This window comes from Roseobacter sp. CCS2 (assembly GCF_000169435.1).
Taxonomy (GTDB): Bacteria; Pseudomonadota; Alphaproteobacteria; order Rhodobacterales; family Rhodobacteraceae; genus Yoonia.
In genome coordinates, this window is the sequence record NZ_AAYB01000001.1 from 625387 (window position 1) to 646964 (window position 21578).

Consider the following 21578-nt stretch of genomic DNA (forward strand, 5'->3'; position numbering starts at 1 on the left):
ATGTTCCCAAATACCTCGGGGGAGCCGAAGGCGGGGGCAGCGCCCCCATATGACGGTCAGTCGATGGGGCGGTTTTTGTTTTTGTCCCGCCACGTCCCAAACCAACGGGACATGCGCCCCTTACGCTCGGCCACATCCGCCTGCACCTCGTCAATCTGGTGGCCTGCGGCATCCAGCAATGGATCAACCGACCGTTCGCGAAACTGCCGCCACATCGCGCGAATGAACAAGATCGCCGCCATCAGGAAAATGAAGAAAAAGATATTGAACCACGGAATAATCGTGACGTGTGGCCCCGCGACGGGACGGATCGCAATCGCATTGGGAAAGGCAGAGACATATTCATTGCGCCAGCCGTAATGGGTCATCACGGCCCATTTTGGGGTCTCAGCCGTTGACACCAAATCATCCGCTTCTGTTTGCAGGTTTGCGGTGTCAAACTTGAAATAAAACGGCCAGCCCCAGCCAGTATCCTCATTGCGATACACCATCACTTCGGTCGTTTCACGCGGGATAAAGCCCAAGGCCCAAGTCCGCTTTTTTACCGTCTGAATGAACTGCACATCGCGGTTGACCAATGTTGCAGATTGATCGTCCGGGCGTGCCCAGAAAATCCGTGTCCAATCATTAAGGTCCTGACGTTCCTGATACGTATTCACCACCCGAACCACATCATGCTGCGGCAACGCGTAGTGCAGCAAACTGCCCAGCACCAAAAAGACAAGAACACGGAAAATGATTTTGATCCTACGCATGAGCCGTCCTTCAGTTCGCATTAATCATATAGACGATCGTCCCAAGCACGACGGTCGGAACAACATAAACCAGCCCAATCAGCTTAGGCCGGATAGAGGCATCATAGGACTGCAACCCCTCTGACACAAAGGCATCGCGGGCGTCGGATGTGCCATCTTCGGGGTGATTGGCTTCGTATTCATCTTCCAACCGCTCTTTACGGACAGAACGGGAATAAATCGAGACGGAGAAATAAATAACCGTCAAACCAATGAACCCAAAAATCACAAGTTTGATAAAACCCATCAGCGCCTTCCTCTTGTCACCGCACCCCACGGCCCGACACGCGTGATCAAATCAGGTTGTCTGATCCGTGGTATTTCTGTCATCGGGTCCTCGTGCCCGAACAACGCCTCGCGCGTACCTGCCTTATCGACTTGGTACTCGCGGTCAAGAAAATCAACGACATAAGCACGCTTTTCGTCGGACCAGTCGGCATATTTGCGGTAGAATACCTCTTTGTGGCAAATGAATAGCTGACGAATATCCAGCGGCGTCAGTTCTGCCAGCAACATATTTACAAGGTCCGCATCCGGGTGCGCCTTGGCGCGCAATGTATAAAAATAGGCCGGATGCTCTGACGTGATGGTAGGCCAGGGCCCGTCCTCTTCGGCCCAACGCAGCAGTGCGGCTAACCCCTGCCATGCCTCTGGCAACTGATCCGCATATTGCCGCCCCAACCGGCGCAGATCGCGACGGGTGGCACCGGCCAAATCCTCTTTCATCTCAGCCGCGACAGAGGCCACGATGAAATCCATCTTCTGATGCAAAATCGCCGCCGAATCTACGCCGCGCGCTTCCATGATCGGTTCGACCAGGTCGTTTAGCGTCAGGAATTTCGCAATTGCCGAACGGTCATCAAAATCAAAAACAAAGGGGATCGGCAGTGCGCCAATCTCATCCTTCTGTGTCGCCACAATCGCCGCCGGATGCGCCACCCCGCGAAATACATACATTCCGCCAAAATGATCGGTCCAGAAATTCTCTTGCCCGAACGTCATCTGCCGCAGGGCCACCGGGTTACGCACCACATCGCCCGTTTTCTTGGCCATCCCGATCATGTCAGCGATCAGCACATCGTCGTACCACCCATTCGGTTCCGTCTTGAAACGATCAATCATTGCGCCCAGTTTCTTGGCCGTCGCAACTGTGCCACTTGTCGTGTCCGCCTCAATCGCGATCTTGCGAATATTGAACAGTTTTGCAGGCGTATCCGCCACATAGACCGAATTCACCAATTCACCCGCAACCGCATCACGCGCCGTCAGCGCAAAAAGCTCTGCCCGATTTTCTGTGATAAATTGACGTAAGATGCTGCGTGATGTCGAAAATTTCGCGTTGAGCAAAGGCGCTGTCGCCTGTTCGGTCGTCAACAATATAAACTGCCGATTGACGCCTTTATGGTTTAGGTAAAGGTCATCCTCCAACTCATCCCCGATTTCAGGTGAGTATCCGGAAATATCAATATGGAACACTTCCTGTTCTGTTTTGAGGCCTGTAAGGTGATTAAGCGCACGATTGTAGCGTTCTACCAAGATCGGCGAATCCACCCTGATCAGGTTCCCAAACATCAGCCCTTTTTCAATTAACCGATGCATTCTACCACGTTTCCTTTACCCATTTGCGCGGCAAGCTTGCGACAGATAATACCATGATCGGCGCCCATATCAGTGCGGCGATCAGGCCCAGCCGTCCAAACAGTGCAACACTCGTGACCACACCCGGTTCAAGTACTTCTGCGATACTCAGCCCTTGCCAAAGGTAGAGGCAAAAGAAAAACAGCGCTGACAGAACGAAAAGTAGGATAGTCGACAGAAACGCATTCAGCATCAGGGGCTTCACCCCTTCCGGTAAGGCACGCGCCAAAACACGCGGCACTGCAAAAGAAACAAGTCCAAGCACAAGCGCCGGCAGAAATAATGCATCTGAAAAAAGCGTGCTCACGAGCCAGCCTTCCCCTCCAGATACCGCTTCTTGGCAATTTCTTGGCGGCCAAAATCACGCACCATATTTTCAATCGCGACCTCGTCAGACTTATCAGCATAACGGAATTCACTGTCGGCATAGCGGTTGATTTCTTGGATCACCATTTCAACCGTAATTGGCTGGCGCAGTTCGGATATCATGCCCTTCTTGGTGTCATAATCCTTAAACAGGAACAGATCGGGTTCTTCCATCCACTCATCGGGCAGTTCAAAATCCATCGCGCGGACCTTCACCGCATCGGTGATGTTCTTGATCGCACGGCCGGTAAAGCGCGGATCCGCCTCCTGAATGCCCTTCAAATATGTACCCAGCTTGGCAATCGTATCAAGATCACCAATCTCACCACGCACCCGCTCAAAGACCTTCTGAAGGCCTTCTTCATGCGGTCGGGCGTGGCTTTCAAAACTGGCTGTGACGGCCTTTTTGATCTCTTGCGCATCAAACACCTCATGCGCACCAACGGGAATATCGTGGTTCTTACCCATCAGCAGATAAAGGATGTCGATATAATCCTCACGCGTCTGCGGCCCATCCACCAGAAACCGCGCACCAGCCCGTTGGCGCAGCGCATCGTCCACGTTTTCTGGATAGTTCGAGAACATTCCAAAGGTGCAATTGCCCCGCACGACCGTGTTAGCCCCCGCAAAGCTTTCCATCAGCACCGCCGTAATTTCGAGCTGACCCGCAGAGGATTGCCTGTCGCCGCGCTTGCCAGCCAGCTGATCAATGTCATCAATCGTCCCAAACCCGATCACACCGGGATCAAGTACATTATTGATAAACGCTTTGGCATTCTGACCTGATTTACCCTGATAGCTGTCGATATTGTCGGTTGAAAGGTTCTGATAGCGAAACGGATAGCCCGCCGTCTGACAATACTCATTCACCAAACCCGCCATCATCTGGATCAGGGTGGTCTTACCCGTACCGGGCGCGCCATCCCCCATGAACGTAAAGATAAACCCGCCCAATTCGGCAAAAGGGTTCAGCTTGCGGTCAAAGTCATAGGCCATCAGCATCTTGGACAGTTTCATCGCCTGATATTTGGCAATGTGGTTGCCCACGACCTCATTGGGCTTTTTGAAGGTCATTGTCAGGGCACTGCCCTTGGCCTTGCGGGCAGGCGTAAACCCTTGGACGACAAAATCATCTTCTTCCACCCGCCACGACGACGCATTAAACGACGCCAACCGCCCCGCGGTGGACGCCCGCAATGACACCTTCGCCATCAACTGTTCAGCATAGGCCAGCATCGTGGCAATCAGGGTTGGCTCATCCTTGGCAAACTGCCCCAGCTTCTGGTCCAACTCCCAAATCGCACCGTGCAAGGCCAGCGGGGCGTTGTCAGTCAGAACTTCATCCACACTGCCAACATCAACACTCTGCTCACCCGCTTGGGTCGCCAATAGAAACGAAGTGGCATTGGCAAAGGTGTACAGGGCCACCAAGGACTCAGCCGTCAGATACTCGGTAAATTCAACCGACCGATCCTGCGGCAATCGCCCTTCCAGATTAATGCGCTTCAACTCCGTCAAAGCCGTCTGATCGGAAAACGCATCCGCCACCGTCAAAGCAATGGACAAGGCACGGCGTAGTGCATGGGCGACAGCGGCCTGCGCAGGCGAGGTCAGCGGATCATCATCATCCGTCTCTGCAATGCGATCCAACAGCCGCACACCACCCGAAGGCGCTGAGGTCCGCGACAACAACCCTGGTGTCGTGGAACGGAACCTGCGACGGGTCGCCGCGACATCCGGCGATTTCTCCGGCGCCTCCAGCGACAAGCGTGCTTTGGCCAAGCGCGGGCTATGATCCAGATGCATCAACATCTCAGCCGCAGGAATATAGTGTTTGCGGATATCCTCTTCGCGCAATTCCATTTGATCACTTGACTGGCTCATGCCGCATCCTTCTTCTCATGTTTCCAAATACCTCCGCCGGAGGCATCCATCACGTCAAAATAAACCGGCATCTGCCATCAGTGCAAAACAGCGCGGCGCGTAAGGTGGGTTTTCACCCACCCTATCTGTAACTCAATACCCGTCCGCTATCGCTGACGACAAACTTGCGCACATCCCGAAAGCCCGCCGGATTACGCTCCGCCAACGCCTGATAGGGGCGTTCCGGCATAATCAATGACCGCTCCATCCGGCTGGCACCCGTCTCTGCACCACCACACTCGAAGGGATCTAACGCAAAGATCTGGCGCTCCACTGATCCAAACCAGCCCGATTTCACATTCTCAACGCGCTCCGACACCAACTCTTCCTCCGTCCAGACCAAAGCCCAGTCTTCACCGGCTGGCGCATTCGCCTCACGCAGCACATCGCGCAACGGCCCGGTCTGGCGGGTAAACGCATTGCTATACATCGGGCCGATATGAAATCGGCGCAGGCGCGTCGGATGCAAATCCCCAAAATCCTCATCAAATCCCTTCGCAATCGTCAGTAACTTGAGATGCGCAAGCGACTGCGCCATCAAATGCGCCTGCGCTTCGGGCCAACGGTGCTCATCCTTGGGCAGCCCCGTGCGCCCTGTATCTTCCAACTCCATCAGATAGATCGTGGGCAGGTTCACCTGACTGTCGTAGACCGCCCAATGCACCAGAAACCGACGCCGGTCGCCTTCATTTCCCAGCCACAAACACTGCGGATCATTACGCGCCCAGAACTGATCCCCGCGCGAAAGCTCTTCATAGTAAAGCCGCTGCGACAGCGCATATTGCAGCTTGGTCGGGATTTCCTGCTCACTCAGGATCACCCGCACCATCTGATCTTTCAGATCGCCTGCATTGGGCTGCGCCTCAAGGTGGCGATCCGCTTGCAACGCATCATTCGCCATCTCCAAAAGCTCTTGATAGACGGGAAATCCACTTTCACGCCGATCAAACGTCAGCTTACCCGCATGGGCAAAACGCCCCGCAAAATGATACTTGTGCGCCAGCGCAGTGAACGTCCAATTGAGGCCAATCAGATAGCGCGCCATCACCTCGATCTCTTTGCGATCAAAGCGACCCTCCGCTTCCATCGTCGCGGCCACCTTGGTCAGATAGCCCGTGATCTTGGCGAACTTATCAAAATACCGGCGCGTGACGCGAGTATCTTCCAGCTTCATATGATCGGCTTGGAGGTCAGTCATGACGATGCCAAGGCAGTGGGCCAAGCCATTCTTGCACCTGAATGCCAAGAAGTGTTATCCGCGGTGAAAAGCGGCCAGCGATGAACAAGACAACGTCCAGTGCTGCGAGCATTTGCGTGATCAAAAAAACTGTGATCGCCACACCACTTGGCATGCGTGTGAATATCAGTGCAATCAATAGGATAACTCCCAGCAATTGAATTGCATCACGACGATGGTACACCCGCCGCTTCAGGTCTGATCCCCATACTGATTACTATCATGCTTCTTCACGATCTCTTGGAACCGGCGCACAAAGCGTTCGTCCGCTTTCGCCTTCTGCTCCAGCACCTCGCGAGCGAAGACCATGTGATCTTCATGCGCTTCCATCATATCGGCCATCCGTGATGTCGTCGCAGCCCCAATTGCCGCCATCGCCGATTGCGCCTCTTGGTCGGTCTTCACACCAATCTCGTTGATCTGGTGGGCCACGTCCTGCTGCTGTGCGGTCTTCAAGGACTTCGACAGTGCATCATACAACACAACACGCTGCTTGGTATCTGTCTGCAATTTGTTGATCAGCACCATCTGCGTCGCCGCCTGGTTCTGCAAACTGTCGATCCAGGTTTTACCTTTCTCGATATAGCGCTCAAGCGTCTGGCTTTTCGCCAATTGCACCTGCTCGTTTTGGATCATCTCATTGTACTGGCCATTCAACCCAGCCAATTCAGTTTCCAGCTTAGTGCGCGCAGCCGCGTCCTGTTCAACCGAGATCTTGTTCTCAAGCTCAATAATCTTGGGATCCATCCCAAGAATCTCCGCACGCAGCGCTTCCAGTTCACCAACGGTCACTTCACGCTCTTCCAGCGTGCCGCCAAGGTTCTTCTCAACGCTGACCTTTTGCTCGTTCAGGACAGCCAACTGGCCTTCCAACAACTGCATGATCACGTCGGATTTGCTGATCAGATCTTGCAATTTATCGTCAATGGACGCGGTACGCATACGCTCTTGACGCATGCTGTCGGCCTTACCCTTGCTGAAAAACCCAATAAGGCTTTCCATGCCCGTTTTCGACCGCATCTCATCAAAATCTTTGGAAAAGGCGGATGTGACGTCATCAAGACCCATGATCAGTTCAGCAATATTGGCATTCATCAACTCGGTATGGGCGTGCACATCCTCTAGACTGGCATTTTCGATATCGACAGAGATATCGGTGCCTTCTGCCATTTTCGTGCGCGCAATCTCAATCCGGCTGGTCAGCTCTGAAATTTTGCTTTGTGCCTCGGCGACTTGCGCCTGGCTGTCCTTAATCTGTGTCTCGAAATTCGCCATATATCATCCCTCATTTTTTCTTTGATAACAGATACGTAAGCACTGTTGTCGTAATTTTCAACATACGCCCGCACCACAGCGCGCCGTCTCAGACGCAAGTCTGAACGTCAATCATCATAAAGAAAAGGGGTTATACGCCGTCTAATTCAGGCGGACGATCTCTTGCAACAGCATCATCCCCCAACAATTCCTCTGCAGAGATGATTTTTGGCGGCAATTCAATCCCACGATCAAAGTTTTCGGGATCAACGCGCATAGACTCCTCGGGTGATCGAATGACCACTTTCATCGGGGCTTCAATCTGATTGTAAAGGTGGATCACGTCCTGATTGAACATGCGAATACAGCCCGCAGATCCTGAATTACCGATAGATTCCAAATCGTTGGTGCCATGAATACGGTAATGGGTATCGCGGCTACCCCTAAACAGGTACAGCGCACGCGCGCCCAATGGGCTGCGCAGACCGCCGGGAATGCCTGCACGAAACGGGCCATACACCTCTGGTTCGGTGCGCAACATATTCTGGGTCGGTGTCCAACCGGGCCACTGGCGCATGAATTTCATGGTCGTGGTCCCGCGGATCGACCGGCCAGCGCGGCCCACCCCGACAGGATAACGCGTTGTCGTGCCGTCTTCGCGGACGTGGTAAAGAAACTTGGCGTAAGGATCGACATCCAGGGTGTTTGGGCCCGCTTCGCCGTTGTAAATCCCTGATCTGCGGCGATTCACGCCTTGCAGATACTTTGATGGGATACCCGGCAGAATGTATCCTGCGTCCTCAATCGGGCCATACCCTTCGACGAAAGACATGGGGCCTGATGGCGCAACTTCTGTTATTGGCACACGGGGTCCACAGGCAGCGGCTGCGCTGGCCAACGCCATTGCCGTAAACGAGCGGCGAGAGAGATTTTTAACTGACGACATTGCGCTACCTTGAAATATCCGAATCTGGTCATACCACTCTGACCGGGGCAGATAAAACGGCGATCAGGCGGATTTTCGCGAATATTGTCAAAAGCGTAACATTCACGGTATTCGCGCAGTACCGGGTGCAATGCGCATCAATCAATAACCGCACCAAGTGCCAGACCTTTCAAAACCTCATCTGCCGACATGGCTTTCTTTCCGGCACGCTGCGCTTGAGTAACCTCAACAGCCCCTCTGCCACATGCGATCGTAAATCCGGACATCACCCGCCCCGGTGGCCCCGCCCCATCTACAATCCGGGCACTAAGCAGCTTCACACGCTCACCAGCCACATCACACCATGCACCGGGAAACGGGGATAGGCCGCGGATTAACCGGCTCACGTCTTCGGCTGATTTTGACCAATCAATGCGCGCTTCGGATTTGTCGATCTTGGCTGCATAGGTCACGCCTTGGTCCGGCTGCGGTACAGGCGCATACAAGCTTGGGTGCGACAGTACTTTCACAATCAAATCCGCGCCCATTCGCGAAAGCCTGTCATGCAGTTGCCCCGTCGTTTCTTCAGCGCCAATCGCCGTCGCCTCACGCAATAAGACCGGGCCGGTGTCCAGCCCTGCTTCCATCTGCATAATACAAACACCGGTTTCGGCATCACCCGCCATAATCGCGCGATGAATAGGCGCCGCCCCGCGCCAGCGCGGCAAAAGAGACGCGTGAATATTCAAACACCCTGCCTTTGGCGCATCCAATATCGCTTGCGGCAGGATCAAACCATAGGCAACCACCACCGCGATATCAGCATCCAACGTCAGAAACGCGGCTTGTTCTGCCGCCCCCTTCAGCGATACCGGATATCGGACATGCAGCCCCAACGCCTCGGCGCGCAACTGTACAGGCGACGGTCGGTCTTTCTTTCCGCGACCGGCCGGGCGCGGCGGCTGGCAGTACACCGCAGCAACCTCGTGCCCGGCATCGACCAACGCATCCAGAACAGGGACCGAAAAATCAGGTGTTCCCATAAAGATAATTCGCATGGCCTATCGACTTTCTATATTTATTCAAACGCCCGCTGGCAGAGTTCCGGCATCAGCCGCGTCGCAGCTTGGCCGATTTCTTAATCAACATATCCCGCTTCACCCGTGTCAGGTGGTCAAAGAACATTTTTCCAGACAGGTGATCAATCTGGTGCTGCACTGATGTCGCCCAAAGCCCGACAAAATCCTGCCTGTCCCACTGACCATCTGCATTCAGAAATCGTACGGTTACCGCACGTGGACGTGTGACCTTTGCCCAGACACCCGGCAAGTTGGGTGACCCTTCCTCATGAACGCGCGGCTCTACGCTGCTGTGCAGGATCGTCGGGTTCGCCATGCGGATCGCCTGTCCGCGCTCTTCCGAAGCATCAATAACCGCCAGCGCCATTTCGACCCCCAGCTGCGGGGCCGCCAGCCCGACACCCGGCATGGTATCCATCGCCACGATCATCTCATCCCAGATTGCGCGTACCTCATCCGTGATCACGGCAACTGGCGTTGCCGCCGTGCGCAACGCGGGGTGTGGCCACATAACAAAGGGGCGGTGCGTCATTGCAACGTTCCTGTTTGGGTGATCAAAAGCCCCTCAAGGTGATCAAACTCGTGGCAAATGCAAACGGCATCTACATCTGTGAAGCGGCCTTCGTGCCATGCGCCGTCCAAATCCTGCCACTTCAGTGCAACCCAAACAGGACGACTGACATCAAAGCTTTGGTCAGGGATGGATAAGCAAGCCTCGGTGCCCAAGGCCTCTTCCTCAGCATGTGCAGTAATTTGCGGGTTCACAAAAATCATCGGCGCGGGGTCAGCCTCTTTCCACGTGGTGTCCACCACGAACACACGGCGACTGACGCCGACCTGCGGGGCGGCCAAGCCGCGTCCGGGTGCGTCGTACATGGTTTCAAACATATCGCGAACAAGGGTCGCCAGTGAAGCGTCAAACGCCTCAACCGGTGCTGCCGTTTCCAGCAAAACCGGATCACCTTCAAACCGGATCTGGCGAACAGCCAACCCTTAGCCCCGCGCCATTTCGCGTTTCAGCTTTTGCATTTTACGGGTGATCATCTGGCGTTTAAGCGGCTTGAGGTAGTCGATAAAAAGTTTGCCATCCAAATGATCAATCTCATGCTGCACACACGTTGCCCATAGGCCATCAAACCGTTCGCGCTTGGCCTGACCGTCAAGGTTGGTCCACGTCACCTCAACCTCGGTCGGGCGTTCCACTTCGGCGTATTGCTCGGGGATCGACAGGCAGCCCTCTTCATAAACGTTTTGCTCTTCCGAGGTCCAGACAACCTCTGGATTGATCAGCACCATAGGCTCTGGTGTTGCATCGTCTTCCTTGGCGCAATCCATCACCAACATACGGTTCATCACCGCGATCTGCGGGGCGGCCAGCCCAATACCGGGGGCATCATACATTGTCTCAAGCATGTCATCGGCCAAGCGACGCAGATCATCATTCACAGACGGCACAGGGGTCGCCACTTTCTTTAGACGCGGGTCAGGATGAATAAGGATGTTTCGCAAAGCCATACCGCTGATTTAGGCCGCAAATCGCGGAATTGCAACTCAGCCATAGTGTAACCTTGACGTTACATAACCGATCAAATATGTAACCTACAGGTTACGCGATCAGAAAGAGGAGACGTCATGCCTGCAAACCCCATCAGCCGCGCCCGCCTTTTTGGAAGCATCGCCACTGTCGTAACCACACTGACCGCCATCATCATGGCGTCGCTCTCAGTAGGGCCATCAGGCCTGATCTGGGCAGGCGTTATAGCCACTGTCGCACTTGGCTATGCGCTGTGGTCATTCATACTACACGTGCGTCACCCCAAAGCCGCAGATGCCGCTTGGGATGAACAAAACACCATCGCACATCGCGATAGCCTGATCTTTGGGTTTTGGGCTGTGCTGTGGGTCTTTATTGCATTTCTGGGGCTTAGCGTGACAGGCCATATGGACCCCGCGGTTGCGTTTTATTGGCTGGGGCCGGTGCTGGGGGCGGTGCCACCCGCCCACTACGTCGTGTCTGTGCTACGTGGCCGTGCCGAATGACAACAAAACTGATTGTGCACCTGCGGGCGCACCGCACGCAGGCCAAGCTGACCCAGGCGGAACTGGCGGATCTGGTTGGCGTCTCGCGTAAAACTATCAACACCATCGAAAACGGCGTTTTCACGCCCTCCACAACACTTGCGCTGACACTTGCGGATCAGTTGGGCTGCAGCGTGCATGATCTGTTCGCACTGCCACAATAGCGCTTGCACTCACCGCCCCGCTGCTTAGCTTGATCCGGCCAAGACAGGAGTACGCCATGACATTCGACCACGCCCCCGACCGCCGGAACACCCACTGCGTCAAATGGGACAGCATGGAAGCGCTTTACGGCGTCCGCCCGGACGAAGGGATTTCAATGTGGGTGGCCGATATGGAATTTGCGGCAGCACCCTGCATCCAGAAATCTGTGCAGGATATGGTTGATCACGGGGTCTATGGCTATTTTGGCGATGACAGCAAATACAAGGCCGCGATCCAATGGTGGATGGAAACCCGCCATAACTGGGCGATTGATCCGGCATGGATTTTCACGACACACGGGCTGGTCAACGGCACAGCGATGTGTGTGGACGCCTTTACCAACCCCGGTGATGGTATCGTGTTGTTTACCCCAGTCTATCACGCTTTCGCCCGCGTGATTGAGGCCGCCGACCGGCAGGTCGTGGAATGTGAACTGGTCAACAACGATGGCCGCTATGAAATGGACTTTACCGCTTACGACGCGCAGATGACGGGACACGAGCGGATGGTTATCCTCTGCTCACCTCACAACCCCGGCGGGCGCGTCTGGACCAAGGCCGAACTACAGGCCGTCGCCGCCTTTGCCAAACGGCATGAGTTGATCCTTGTTTCGGACGAAATCCATCACGATCTAACCATGCCCGGTCAGACCCACATCCCGATGGCGCATATCGACGGCATCACCGACCGGCTGGTGATGATGACAGCGACAACCAAGACCTTCAACATCGCAGGCAGCCATTCCGGTAACGTCATTATCGAAGACCCCGACCTGCGCGCACGCTTTGGCAAACGCATGGCAGCACTTGGGCTGTCGGCCAATAGTTTTGGCCTGTTCATGGCAACTGCCGCCTATTCGCCGGAAGGGGCAGCATGGGTTGATGAGTTGCGTGGCTATCTGGACCAGAACCGGCAAATCTTTGATGCAGGCGTCAATGCCATCCCCGGCCTGGCGTCCATGAACCTAGAGGCCACATATCTTGCTTGGGTCGATTTCGCCAATACAGGTATGTCGCGCGACGAATTCACAGCGCGCGTGCAGGACAAAGCGAAAATCGCCGCGAACCATGGGCCAACATTTGGCAAAGGCGGTGATAGCTTCCTAAGGTTCAACCTCGGCGCGCCAAAGGCACAGATCGAAGATGCGGTTGCACGTCTGCAAAGCGCCTTCGCTGATTTACAATAGGCTAGCGGCCGATCAGGCCCGCGGGCACAAAATCGGGGCGCACAAAATCGGCAGCAGGCTCTGTTGCGACAGGCGTCGCCCATTTGAACTCAAACACCCGCTCAAAATCCTCATCAACCGAGGATACGACAAGGCAGGTATAAAGGTGCTTGGGACCGTCATAAATATCGACATGACCACGCAGACGATCTGACCCATCAAGGTCCAGCGCAAAGCCGCCATCCCAAAACCGCCGAATGCGATAGGTGTCATCCCCATCATGAACTGACAGGCGATCCTTGCGCTTTAACGCTGCTTTGCGTGCTTCTTCTAAACCCTGACGTACAGCATCAGGCAAAAACGTATACATACCAAGCCCCTCCAGACTATGTGAAAGATGACCCGAGATAGGTAAAATTCAAATGACAAAATCCGCCGCAGTGCAGAAACAGCTTAATTTTATGCCTTCACACGCGGTCGCAGCACATGCGGTTTGGCCGCATCATAGAGTGCGCTATCAGGAAACCCGTGCGAATCGGCCAAGGCCGGGCCAACAAGGATCAAGGCAGTGCGCGTGATCTTTGCCGCCCGCACCTTTTCGCGGACATCCATTAACGTGCCCCGAATAATCATCTGATCTGGCCACCCGACACGATAAATCACAGCGACTGGGCAGTCCGCGCCATAGTGTGGGGCCAGCTGCCGCTCAATCTCGCGCAGCGCCCGAATACCTAGATGGATCGCAAGAGTGGCCCCGGTGCGTGCGAAATTTTCAAGCGTCTCACCTTCAGGCATCCCTGTCGATTTCATCGACATGCGGGTCAGGATGATCGATTGCGCCACCTCTGGCACGGTCAATTCGGTCCCTAACGCCGCCGCCGCAGCGGCATAGGCAGGCACACCGGGGATAATCTGATAATCAATACCATCTGCTTTCAACCGCCGGATCTGTTCTGCAATCGCCCCGTAAAGCGACGGGTCACCAGAATGCACGCGTGCCACGTCCTGACCCTTGGCGTGGGCCTTTAAAATCTCACCATGGGTATCATCCAGCGTCATCGGTGCGGTATCCATCACCAACGCCCCCTTTGGCGCACAAGCAACAACCTCTGCTGGCACCAATGATCCTGCATAAAGACACACAGGACAGGCCCCAATCATCCGCGCGGCCTTTAACGTCAGCAGTTCAGGATCACCGGGACCCGCACCAATAAAGTAAACGGTCATCCCGCCAAATCCCCATCAATCTTGCGGGCATACCCGCGCGGCGTATACATCCGTGGCCCTTCACCAAGGGCAGCCAACCGCGAATGCGATGATCCAATTAATACAACCGTCAACATATCTACCTCGTCCACTTCCAGTTCATCCAAACGGCGATAGCGCACATGCTCCTCCGGGCGTCCAAGGGACGAGGCCAACATCACAGGCGTATCCGGCGGACGGTGCTGCAACAGAATTTCGCGCGCTTCCGCCAGCAAGGTCCGACGTCGCATCGACACCGGATTGTAAAAGGCGATCACAAAATCCCCTTCCGCCGCTGCCTTTAACCGTTGCACGATATCTTCTCGCGGGGTCAACAAATCCGATAGTGAAATCGCACAGAAATCATGACCCAAAGGCGCACCCGCCCGGGCCGCCGCCCCTTGCAACGCACTTACCCCAGGCGAACACACCACTTCAACCCGGCGTGCCGCATCCGTCACACCCATCTGATCTGGCCCGCGATCCAGCAGTTCAAACACCAAAGCTGCCATTGCATAAATCCCTGCATCGCCTGAACAGACCAAAGCCACGTTTTTGCCCTGCCCTGCCTGCTCCAATGCATAGCGACACCGTTCTTCTTCACCGCCCAATGGAAAATCGGACCGCGCTTTGCCCACAGCCAATGGCCCCAGCAAATCAATATAAAGCCCATAGCCCACCAGCTCTTCCGCCTCAGACACCAAGCGCGATACCTCAGGCGTCCGCCACGCGGCCTGCCCCGGACCGATACCCACAACAGACAAACGCCCGCGCGCGCGACCCGCGAAATCCACCAATGGCTCAGGTGTTACAACCAAAGCGCAGGTGGCATTGGCGGTCTTGCGTTTGGGCACCAGAAATGCGCCCGCATCACCGGCCTGCGCCAATGCTGCCGCCTCAGACACGCCATGGGCGCCCACTTCAGCAAAAACCACGTCAGAGGGGGTCTGCAACCTTGGTGTCTGTGCTTCCAGTACGTCAGCTTCAAACAGGCGCAGTGGCACACCCAAATCAGCAGCCAAATTAATGATCGCTGGCTCATCCGCCTTCAGCGAAATTGTGTTCACCGAGTGTACAGCTTCGGGCGCGACACCCGCTTCATCCAAGACATCGGCGACCAGTGTCGCCAGTTCGTCCGCAGGGCAATTGCGCGCGCAACCAACACCCAAGGTCAGGCGCTGTGGTGCAAACTGCAAATGTGTATCACCCAGATCGTCCTGGCGATCCATCGTGCAGGACAGGCGCACCGCATCACCCTTTGGCAACTTGGCCAACCAAGGTACCGCGCCAATCACCTCAGCGCCCTCTCCGGCCAGCAAGGCCGCCATCGCCGCTTTCGCGTCATCCCGATTGACCAGCCGCCACCCTTTGGGCGGCTCGTCCAATGCGATGCCCAGCGCCACGTCTCCTGCGGTGGTCACTGCGGAAACCGCGCCTAAAGCCTGCGCTATCTGCGCGGAAAGCTTGTTTGCCCCGCGATGCCCCCCCAAAAGCGGGACCACCACCGCGCCATCATCAGACACAGAAATCACCGGCGGTTCGGTTGTCTTATCCACCAATAATGGGGCAACGGCCCGGATCAGAATACCAGACGCGCAAACCCCCACAATCGGTACACCTGCCGCAAACAAATCACGCGCGTGATCCAATGCATTGGCAAAGAACGCGTCCGCCTGATCAACGCGACCTTCACGCCCATGCACCTGCGCACCAAGGGTCGCCGCTATACGATGCGCGGTCGCCTCACCAGAGCGCGAGAGCGCCAATACTACGGGTTTCAAAGCCAAGGATCAGCCCCTTTCGTGAGCAAAATCATCGAAAAATACGGTGCCTTTTCAGGGGCATCTGCCAGCGGCAGCACCACCTCTTCCGCCAGCGTTGCACGCGCGACATACATGGCATCCGCAGTCAGCCCAAGGGCGTCAATCACGCCACGGATCTTGGCCAGATGGCGCCCTACTTTCATGATGACAACGCTTTCAGCGCCTTCGATCCGCGCACGCAATTCATCTTCGGGCAATGGCCCCGGCAGCACGGTCAACCGTTCATTGCGGGCAGCAAGCGGCATACAGGCGGCAGCGGCACAGGCCGTGACAGATGTCACACCCGGGACAACTTCGGTTTGGTAAGTTTCGGACAACCGCGCGAACAGATACATGAAAGAGCCATAAAAGAAGGGATCACCTTCGCAAAGGCACACCACGTTCTGACCGGCATCTAAAGCTGCTGCAATTTCAATCGCCCCTTTGTCATAGGCAGCCTGTGCCGGGGCGCGTTCCACCGACATGGGCACATCCATCACAATCTCCCGCACCCCCGGCGCGATCAGATCAGCGGCAATGGATCGCGCAAAACTATCTGCACCGGCCAGCGTGGGGTAGGCCACAACCGCAGCCCCTTTGATCAGGCGTGCTGCACGCAGCGTCATCAGATCAGGTGCCCCGGGGCCCAGACCAACACCATAAAGAACACCCGTCATCGCTTCACCAGGCTCCACTGCGTCACAGGCATCAGCGGGCGCCAACCTGTCAGACGCCCAACAGGTTCCGCCCTGTGAACCGATAGCTTCACCAGATTACCGCCATGGGTCTTGTGCAGGTCGATCAATGCGGCCTCGCTTTCCAATGTCACCGCGTTAGCCACCAATCGGCCCAAAGGGCGCAACGCAGCCCATGCAGCGTCAAAAGTTTCGCGGCTCAGCCCTCCCCCGATGAAGATCGCATCGGGTGCGTCCAGCCCATCGAGCGCGTCTGGCACCGATCCTTCGATGATGACCAGTTTCGGCACACCCAGCGCCAATGCGTTCGCAGCGGCCATCGCACGGCGATCCGCGCGCGGCTCAATCCCCACAGCGCGGGCATAGCGGGCCGCACGCATCCATTCGATGGCGACCGATCCACAGCCGCAGCCAATGTCCCAAAGCAATGCACCGCGCATCGGCATCAGTTTGGCGACGGTAGCGGCGCGCACTTCCTGTTTGGTCATTGTACCGTCAGATTGAAACAAATCATCCGCCAGACCCGGCACGCGTGGCAGCAATGCCGCGTCAGGGGCCGCAACGCAATGCACCGCCAAAGTGTTGAAAGCCGGCACCGTATGATCCCAATCCTCGGCCAATCCATCGAAACGGGCTTCGTCCTTGCCGCCCATCGCGGCCAAGACGGTCATCTTTGATTTGCCAAAACCACGCGCGGTCAGGAAGGCCGCGATCTGCGCGGGTGTTTCGGCACCGGTCGTCAGAACCAGTAATTGCGCATCCGGCTGAATGAACGCAATCATCTGTTCCACCGGGCGACCATGAACGGTCAGCGTTTCCACATCAGGCAGCGACCAGCCCATGCGGGCCGCGGCTAGTTGGAATGCCGATAGTTGCGGATGATAAATAATCTCGGACGGGTCAATCGCGCGACCAATACGGGCACCGACGGAAAACCATAAAGGATCGCCCGTTGCCAGAATAACGACGCGCTTGCCGCGCAAGTCTTCAATCGTCGAAATCAGCGCATCAAACGGGTGCGGCCAGGCAAGGCGTGCGGCCGTCAGATTTTCAGTCAGCGTATGATGACGCTCACCACCGATGATGATCTCTGCGGCCTCGACCACCGCGCGCGTGGCGGGGACAAGACCATCCATACCGTCTTCGCCAATGCCGACAATATGCAGCCAGGGATCAGCCATTGCTTGTCACCCCCTGTCGGGGGCTTCGCGCAGAATGCCCGAAGGGCATGAAAAGCGTTTGATCACGCATCTTCTGGCAATCCCGCCGCCAAAGCATTCACCGCCGCTGAGGCCATCGCCGATCCACCACGCCGCCCGCGCAAGGCCACGAAATCGCACCCCCGCGGACGTGCGGCCAATTCAGCCTTGCTTTCGGCGGCCCCAACGAAACCGACGGGAAATCCAAGAATGACCGCAGGCTTTGGCCACCCGGCATCAAGCAGCTCAAGCAGATGAAAAAGCGCCGTAGGTGCATTGCCAATGGCGACGATGGCCCCTTCGATGTGGTTTTCCCAAAGTTCTACTGCCGCCGCAGACCGCGTATTTCCAATATCAGTTGCACGCGCAGGCACTGTCGGATCGTTTAATGTAACGATTACCTCGTTCTTTGCAGGCAAATAGCGGCGAATAATCCCGGCACCGACCATTTCGCAATCACACAGGACCGGCGCACCCGCCTGCAATGCATTGTGCCCTGCTGATGCGGCGTCTTCCGAAAAAGCCAAACGGTCTGCGATTTCAACCATACCGCAAGCGTGGATCAACCGCGTGATCATCGGCTGCATTGCCGGGGCAAAGCGCTCCAACCGCGCTTCCGCGCGCACCGTCGCAAAACTTTGCGCGTAAATTGCAGAAGGGTCTGTTTGGTAGGGACGCAAGAGGCAGGCCTTTGTTTGTTATAGCACCCGCCAGAGCCTTTGGTAGGCGTTCAGCGGGCAAGATGATTAGCGGACTTTGGTTTTCCGCGCGCTTTCAGGCCCATGGGGGTGTTTGGCATGCGGGTATGGCGCATGATGATGGTCATGGTCGTGATGATGATCATGCCCATGGTGATGATGATGGTGATGATCAGCGGCCTGCAACCGACACATCCCAGTGCAGAACGTATCACAAAGCATACAGTCAGCCACATTGGACCCGGGTGCGTTGGCACCTTGCCCTTCGACGTGGTGGTGATGGCTTTCCTGCACGGCACCCACTTCGCCTTCAAAGCCCAGTACGGCGGTGCGGTACTTACACAAAACACATGTTGGCGGCGGAACAGCCCCAAAGGCGGGGTGTGCGCGGTCCTCAGCGCTGATGTGGTGATGTGCGCCTTCTTCCAGTGCCAGCACCTGACTGCGGTAACCACAAATGCCACAGTTGGGCGGTGGTGTATCGCTGACCTGTTCCATGATCCGTTCGGCAAAGGTTTCCAGCACCTTTGGGTGGTCGCCCAGATAGCCAGCTTTGATGAATTGCATATCGCTGTGTTCGGCCGCGACCTGATCAGTGTAACCATAGATGCGGTCGATCAGAATGCCCGAGAACAGGAAATACGGAAACACAATGACCCGCTTGTAAGGCAAGCGCGCCACATGTTGCAGACAGGGTTCGACCAAGGGGAAAGTTACACCAGAATAGCCCACCTCGCACCAGCCAAAGCCCATGCCCTCTTGCAGCATCCTTGCAATCTTGGCCACGTTGCCATTGGCATCCGGGTCGGACGCGCCGCGCCCGATCACAACAAGACAGGTTTCAGTCAGGGGCATGTCGCCGTGATCGGCATTGGCCTGATCAACTGCGTCCTGAATGCGGCCAGCGGCGGCAGCGATCATCTTGGGATCCACACCCAATTCGCGGCCATATTGCACCGTCATGCCGTGTTTGGCGGCATAGGTATTCAGCACCGTCGGAATATCATTCTTGGCATGCATTGCCGCAAATAGCATACCGGGAACCGCCAGAATGCGTTCGCATCCCGCCTCGCGCAGTTTGTCCAGACCGTCACGGATCACGGGGTTCGCAAATTCCAGATACCCATAGTCGGTCATCCAGTCATCGGGCAGATAGGCCGGTAGTTTGTCCGCCAAGGTCGCGAATTCATCAACAGCAGACTGGCTGCGCGACCCGTGACCGCAAATCATGACACCGGTTTTCATGCGGTTTCCTCTTCCAGCTCTTCTTCGCTGTTAGCTTCGGCTTCTCTTTCTTTCTTGCCCTTCATGGCACCCCAGATTGCGGCCAGCCCGGCCAGGCCAATCGCAATGCCTGCGGCCCAATGGTCGTGACCGGCTACATCGGCCAAGTGACCGGGGTGGGCCATGACCGATGACCCGGTACAGATAAGCAAAACTGTTAGCAACTCCCGCATGGGTGTTCCCCCTTGTTGTCGCACTGCCAGAGAGCCCGTTTACCGGGTTTTCGACGATGAGATGCACTGTCCCCGTTTTGGGTCAACCGTGCGCTCTCCAACCTCTCTGGCCATTGCATTGGCTTCGTCTGCAACAGGTATAGGCGGCAGGGCTGCGTAGAGCAAACGCTTAAGCGACCCAAATGCGGCAAGGGGCGGCAACATCACGCTTTGGGGTATTGTGCATGAACGCACCGACGATGCGCCCTTATGCCGGTTTGTTCGCGGATGCTAAGGCGCTACCTCAACCTTAATGCAATAAAGGGATGATACAGATGGGCCAATTGGTTGACGGCGTATGGCATGATGTTTGGTACGACACCAAAAAGACAGGCGGAGCATTCGTGCGCAAAGACGCGCAATTTCGCAACTGGATCACGGCAGATGGGGCGGCAGGGCCATCCGGGACCGATGGTTTCAAGGCCGAAAGCGGACGCTATCATCTTTATGTGTCGTATGCCTGCCCGTGGGCGCATCGCGCGTTGGTCTTTCGGCAGCTTAAAGACCTGACCGATCACATCAGCATTTCAGCGGTTCACCCGGACATGTTGTCCGATGGCTGGACTTTCGAAACGGACGCGCATGGTGCAACGGGCGATACGCTTTTCGGGCTACCCTTTGCCCGCGATATCTACACCAAGGCGCTGCCGGATATGAACGGTCGGGTGACAGTGCCAATCCTGTGGGACAAGGAACGTGACACCATCGTATCAAACGAAAGCTCAGAGATTATTCGGATGTTCAACACAGCCTTCGACGCGATTACGGGAAATACCAAAGACTATTGGCCCGAAGAATTGCGCGACGACATCGCGCCGGTGAACGACCGTATTTACGATACGTTGAACAACGGCGTCTACAAATCCGGTTTTGCGACATCACAAGAAGCATACGATAAATCCGTCCATGCCCTGTTTGACACACTGGACTGGCTGGAAGACCGGCTGAATACGAACCGTTACCTTATGGGCGACCGACTAACCGAGGCAGACTGGCGGCTTTGGACCACGCTTGTGCGTTTTGACCCCGTTTATCACCTACATTTCAAATGCAACCGCAAACGCATCGCCGACTATCCAAACCTGTCAGGCTACATGCGCGAACTCTACCAAATGCCGGGGATCGCCGCGACGGTGAACATGCACCATATTGTGCGCCACTATCACTACAGTCACGAAACCATTAATCCGCACAGAATTATCCCGATCAACCCGGAACTGGACTATGATGCGCCGCACGGTCGGGGTGACTGATCCCATAGTGATGCACGATCGCAGCAAGGTCTTTGGGCGGTGTTGCAGTTTCAATCAATGCGCGGGCGTTGGCCGCGTGATTAAAGATTGACCCGTCTGAAAAGAAGGTCGTATCCGTTACAAAGACAACATTCGCGTCAGGCTGGCGGAACCGTGCAAGATCCGCCACCGCAAAGGCGCTGCCCTCGGCCAGCACCAAGTCCAGCACGATGACATCAAAGGTCGCATTTTCAAGCGCTGCCAAGGCAGATGCAGCGCTGTTGACCAACATCACATCGACATCAAGACGGGAAAGGTGACGCTGCCAGAGGCCACCCAAATCTGTATTTCTATGAACAATTAACGCGCGCATCTATCCCCCCACGGGTCTGGCGCCACAAACAGCGCCGCAAACGAATTTTTAACCGAACATGACCATCGGAGCGCCTAATTCGTTAACGAATGGTTAACGCGGGTTGGGCACCTGTACCAAAGAACATGATCTCGCCGATGGGCTTGTGTTCAGAGCGAGAATCCGCTTGAAAGT

General features: G+C 55.9%; 26 protein-coding genes. 4 read left to right on the forward strand and 22 right to left on the reverse strand.

Annotated features, from left to right (window positions below; genetic code table 11):
* Nucleotides 1-56 precede the first annotated feature (56 nt).
* From RCCS2_RS03175 to def (RCCS2_RS03235), 13 genes are all read right to left on the reverse strand, one after another.
* Nucleotides 57-755: a DUF1523 family protein gene (locus tag RCCS2_RS03175; protein WP_008231249.1), complete on the reverse strand. Its 699-nt coding sequence runs from the start codon at nt 753-755 to the stop codon at nt 57-59.
* 10 nt (nt 756-765) lie between these two features.
* Nucleotides 766-1041, reverse strand: coding sequence for a hypothetical protein (locus RCCS2_RS03180; protein WP_008231250.1), 276 nt, complete (start codon nt 1039-1041; stop codon nt 766-768).
* Nucleotides 1041-2393 (reverse strand): DUF6638 family protein, encoded by a 1353-nt coding sequence (locus tag RCCS2_RS03185; RefSeq protein ID WP_008231251.1) that lies wholly within the window; start codon nt 2391-2393, stop codon nt 1041-1043. Before RCCS2_RS03185 ends, RCCS2_RS03180 begins: the two co-directional genes overlap by 1 nt.
* A 1-nt stretch (nt 2394) precedes the next feature.
* Nucleotides 2395-2739 (reverse strand): hypothetical protein, encoded by a 345-nt coding sequence (locus RCCS2_RS03190; RefSeq protein WP_008231252.1) that lies wholly within the window; start codon nt 2737-2739, stop codon nt 2395-2397.
* Nucleotides 2736-4682, reverse strand: a complete 1947-nt coding sequence (locus RCCS2_RS03195) for an AAA family ATPase (protein WP_008231253.1) — start codon at nt 4680-4682, stop codon at nt 2736-2738. The genes RCCS2_RS03190 and RCCS2_RS03195 overlap by 4 nt, the downstream gene beginning before the upstream one ends.
* Before the next feature lie 121 nt (nt 4683-4803).
* A complete protein-coding gene (locus RCCS2_RS03200; protein WP_008231255.1) occupies nt 4804-5919 on the reverse strand; it encodes a hypothetical protein in 1116 nt (371 codons plus the stop codon).
* On the reverse strand, nt 5912-6061 hold the full coding sequence (locus RCCS2_RS18275; protein WP_156788408.1) for a hypothetical protein: 150 nt from the start codon (nt 6059-6061) through the stop codon (nt 5912-5914). Before RCCS2_RS18275 ends, RCCS2_RS03200 begins: the two co-directional genes overlap by 8 nt.
* 89 nt (nt 6062-6150) lie before the next feature.
* Nucleotides 6151-7233, reverse strand: a complete 1083-nt coding sequence (locus RCCS2_RS03210) for a hypothetical protein (protein ID WP_008231263.1) — start codon at nt 7231-7233, stop codon at nt 6151-6153.
* Between the two features lie 130 nt (nt 7234-7363).
* Complete coding sequence (locus RCCS2_RS03215; protein ID WP_037293124.1) at nt 7364-8158, reverse strand: L,D-transpeptidase; 795 nt, start codon at nt 8156-8158, stop codon at nt 7364-7366.
* Between the two features lie 137 nt (nt 8159-8295).
* Nucleotides 8296-9195: a methionyl-tRNA formyltransferase gene (gene fmt / locus RCCS2_RS03220; protein ID WP_037293126.1), complete on the reverse strand. Its 900-nt coding sequence runs from the start codon at nt 9193-9195 to the stop codon at nt 8296-8298.
* Between the two features lie 52 nt (nt 9196-9247).
* The gene (def, locus tag RCCS2_RS03225) at nt 9248-9748 is read right to left on the reverse strand and encodes a peptide deformylase (RefSeq protein ID WP_008231266.1); all 501 of its coding nucleotides are present in this window, start codon (nt 9746-9748) and stop codon (nt 9248-9250) included.
* On the reverse strand, nt 9745-10206 hold the full coding sequence (gene def / locus RCCS2_RS03230; RefSeq protein WP_008231267.1) for a peptide deformylase: 462 nt from the start codon (nt 10204-10206) through the stop codon (nt 9745-9747). Before def (RCCS2_RS03230) ends, def (RCCS2_RS03225) begins: the two co-directional genes overlap by 4 nt.
* A gap of 3 nt (nt 10207-10209) precedes the next feature.
* Nucleotides 10210-10731 (reverse strand): peptide deformylase, encoded by a 522-nt coding sequence (gene def, locus RCCS2_RS03235; RefSeq protein ID WP_008231268.1) that lies wholly within the window; start codon nt 10729-10731, stop codon nt 10210-10212.
* A 117-nt stretch (nt 10732-10848) separates the two neighbouring features.
* Here def (RCCS2_RS03235) and RCCS2_RS03240 point away from each other — a divergent pair, with 117 nt between their 5' ends.
* From RCCS2_RS03240 to RCCS2_RS03250, 3 genes are read left to right on the forward strand one after another with little or no spacing between them, the layout of a single operon-like run.
* The gene (locus RCCS2_RS03240; RefSeq protein WP_008231269.1) at nt 10849-11256 is read left to right on the forward strand and encodes a hypothetical protein; all 408 of its coding nucleotides are present in this window, start codon (nt 10849-10851) and stop codon (nt 11254-11256) included.
* Nucleotides 11253-11459 carry a helix-turn-helix transcriptional regulator gene (locus tag RCCS2_RS03245; RefSeq protein WP_008231271.1) on the forward strand — a complete coding sequence of 69 codons (207 nt, stop codon included), beginning with the start codon at nt 11253-11255 and terminating at the stop codon, nt 11457-11459. Before RCCS2_RS03240 ends, RCCS2_RS03245 begins: the two co-directional genes overlap by 4 nt.
* Before the next feature lie 56 nt (nt 11460-11515).
* A complete protein-coding gene (locus RCCS2_RS03250) occupies nt 11516-12685 on the forward strand; it encodes a MalY/PatB family protein (RefSeq protein WP_008231272.1) in 1170 nt (389 codons plus the stop codon).
* Nucleotide 12686: 1 nt separating this feature from the next.
* Here RCCS2_RS03250 and RCCS2_RS03255 read toward each other — a convergent pair whose 3' ends face one another.
* The 8 genes from RCCS2_RS03255 to RCCS2_RS03290 form a co-directional block, all read right to left on the reverse strand.
* On the reverse strand, nt 12687-13034 hold the full coding sequence (locus RCCS2_RS03255) for a hypothetical protein (protein ID WP_008231274.1): 348 nt from the start codon (nt 13032-13034) through the stop codon (nt 12687-12689).
* Between the two features lie 89 nt (nt 13035-13123).
* Entirely contained in the window at nt 13124-13891 is a 768-nt protein-coding gene (gene cobM, locus RCCS2_RS03260; RefSeq protein WP_008231275.1) for a precorrin-4 C(11)-methyltransferase, read from the reverse strand.
* A complete protein-coding gene (cobJ, locus tag RCCS2_RS03265) occupies nt 13888-15696 on the reverse strand; it encodes a precorrin-3B C(17)-methyltransferase (protein ID WP_037293128.1) in 1809 nt (602 codons plus the stop codon). The genes cobM and cobJ overlap by 4 nt, the downstream gene beginning before the upstream one ends.
* The gene (gene cobI / locus RCCS2_RS03270) at nt 15687-16388 is read right to left on the reverse strand and encodes a precorrin-2 C(20)-methyltransferase (RefSeq protein ID WP_037293130.1); all 702 of its coding nucleotides are present in this window, start codon (nt 16386-16388) and stop codon (nt 15687-15689) included. The genes cobJ and cobI overlap by 10 nt, the downstream gene beginning before the upstream one ends.
* Complete coding sequence (locus RCCS2_RS03275) at nt 16385-17587, reverse strand: bifunctional cobalt-precorrin-7 (C(5))-methyltransferase/cobalt-precorrin-6B (C(15))-methyltransferase (protein WP_008231278.1); 1203 nt, start codon at nt 17585-17587, stop codon at nt 16385-16387. The genes cobI and RCCS2_RS03275 overlap by 4 nt, the downstream gene beginning before the upstream one ends.
* A 62-nt stretch (nt 17588-17649) precedes the next feature.
* Entirely contained in the window at nt 17650-18285 is a 636-nt protein-coding gene (locus RCCS2_RS03280; protein WP_008231279.1) for a precorrin-8X methylmutase, read from the reverse strand.
* A 66-nt stretch (nt 18286-18351) separates the two neighbouring features.
* Complete coding sequence (locus RCCS2_RS03285) at nt 18352-19548, reverse strand: sirohydrochlorin chelatase (RefSeq protein ID WP_008231280.1); 1197 nt, start codon at nt 19546-19548, stop codon at nt 18352-18354.
* Nucleotides 19545-19760: a DUF6732 family protein gene (locus RCCS2_RS03290; protein ID WP_037293133.1), complete on the reverse strand. Its 216-nt coding sequence runs from the start codon at nt 19758-19760 to the stop codon at nt 19545-19547. The genes RCCS2_RS03285 and RCCS2_RS03290 overlap by 4 nt, the downstream gene beginning before the upstream one ends.
* Before the next feature lie 314 nt (nt 19761-20074).
* On the opposite strand from RCCS2_RS03290, the gene RCCS2_RS03295 reads away from it, so the two are divergent.
* The gene (locus tag RCCS2_RS03295) at nt 20075-21052 is read left to right on the forward strand and encodes a glutathione S-transferase family protein (RefSeq protein WP_008231282.1); all 978 of its coding nucleotides are present in this window, start codon (nt 20075-20077) and stop codon (nt 21050-21052) included.
* Here RCCS2_RS03295 and RCCS2_RS03300 read toward each other — a convergent pair.
* Nucleotides 21006-21323: a hypothetical protein gene (locus tag RCCS2_RS03300; protein ID WP_332249290.1), complete on the reverse strand. Its 318-nt coding sequence runs from the start codon at nt 21321-21323 to the stop codon at nt 21006-21008. The genes RCCS2_RS03295 and RCCS2_RS03300 overlap by 47 nt on opposite strands.
* Between the last annotated feature and the right edge of the window lie 255 nt (nt 21324-21578).

Bases quoted from the DNA above. Each gene is read 5' to 3' on its own strand.
- RCCS2_RS03290 (WP_037293133.1), bottom strand. From the start codon at position 19,760: ATGCGGGAGTTGCTAACAGTTTTGCTTATCTGTACCGGGTCATCGGTC.
- RCCS2_RS03250 (WP_008231272.1), top strand. From the start codon at position 11,516: ATGACATTCGACCACGCCCCCGACCGCCGGAACACCCACTGCGTCAAA.
- RCCS2_RS03275 (WP_008231278.1), bottom strand. From the start codon at position 17,587: ATGGCTGATCCCTGGCTGCATATTGTCGGCATTGGCGAAGACGGTATG.
- RCCS2_RS03185 (WP_008231251.1), bottom strand. From the start codon at position 2,393: ATGCATCGGTTAATTGAAAAAGGGCTGATGTTTGGGAACCTGATCAGG.
- RCCS2_RS03285 (WP_008231280.1), bottom strand. From the start codon at position 19,548: ATGAAAACCGGTGTCATGATTTGCGGTCACGGGTCGCGCAGCCAGTCT.
- RCCS2_RS03215 (WP_037293124.1), bottom strand. From the start codon at position 8,158: ATGTCGTCAGTTAAAAATCTCTCTCGCCGCTCGTTTACGGCAATGGCG.
- RCCS2_RS03300 (WP_332249290.1), bottom strand. From the start codon at position 21,323: ATGTTGGTCAACAGCGCTGCATCTGCCTTGGCAGCGCTTGAAAATGCG.
- fmt (WP_037293126.1), bottom strand. From the start codon at position 9,195: ATGCGAATTATCTTTATGGGAACACCTGATTTTTCGGTCCCTGTTCTG.
- RCCS2_RS03200 (WP_008231255.1), bottom strand. From the start codon at position 5,919: ATGACTGACCTCCAAGCCGATCATATGAAGCTGGAAGATACTCGCGTC.
- RCCS2_RS03295 (WP_008231282.1), top strand. From the start codon at position 20,075: ATGGGCCAATTGGTTGACGGCGTATGGCATGATGTTTGGTACGACACC.
- RCCS2_RS03180 (WP_008231250.1), bottom strand. From the start codon at position 1,041: ATGGGTTTTATCAAACTTGTGATTTTTGGGTTCATTGGTTTGACGGTT.
- cobI (WP_037293130.1), bottom strand. From the start codon at position 16,388: ATGACGGGTGTTCTTTATGGTGTTGGTCTGGGCCCCGGGGCACCTGAT.
- RCCS2_RS03245 (WP_008231271.1), top strand. From the start codon at position 11,253: ATGACAACAAAACTGATTGTGCACCTGCGGGCGCACCGCACGCAGGCC.
- RCCS2_RS03210 (WP_008231263.1), bottom strand. From the start codon at position 7,233: ATGGCGAATTTCGAGACACAGATTAAGGACAGCCAGGCGCAAGTCGCC.
- RCCS2_RS03255 (WP_008231274.1), bottom strand. From the start codon at position 13,034: ATGTATACGTTTTTGCCTGATGCTGTACGTCAGGGTTTAGAAGAAGCA.
- RCCS2_RS03175 (WP_008231249.1), bottom strand. From the start codon at position 755: ATGCGTAGGATCAAAATCATTTTCCGTGTTCTTGTCTTTTTGGTGCTG.
- RCCS2_RS03195 (WP_008231253.1), bottom strand. From the start codon at position 4,682: ATGAGCCAGTCAAGTGATCAAATGGAATTGCGCGAAGAGGATATCCGC.
- RCCS2_RS03240 (WP_008231269.1), top strand. From the start codon at position 10,849: ATGCCTGCAAACCCCATCAGCCGCGCCCGCCTTTTTGGAAGCATCGCC.
- def (WP_008231268.1), bottom strand. From the start codon at position 10,731: ATGGCTTTGCGAAACATCCTTATTCATCCTGACCCGCGTCTAAAGAAA.
- cobM (WP_008231275.1), bottom strand. From the start codon at position 13,891: ATGACCGTTTACTTTATTGGTGCGGGTCCCGGTGATCCTGAACTGCTG.
- def (WP_008231266.1), bottom strand. From the start codon at position 9,748: ATGACGCACCGCCCCTTTGTTATGTGGCCACACCCCGCGTTGCGCACG.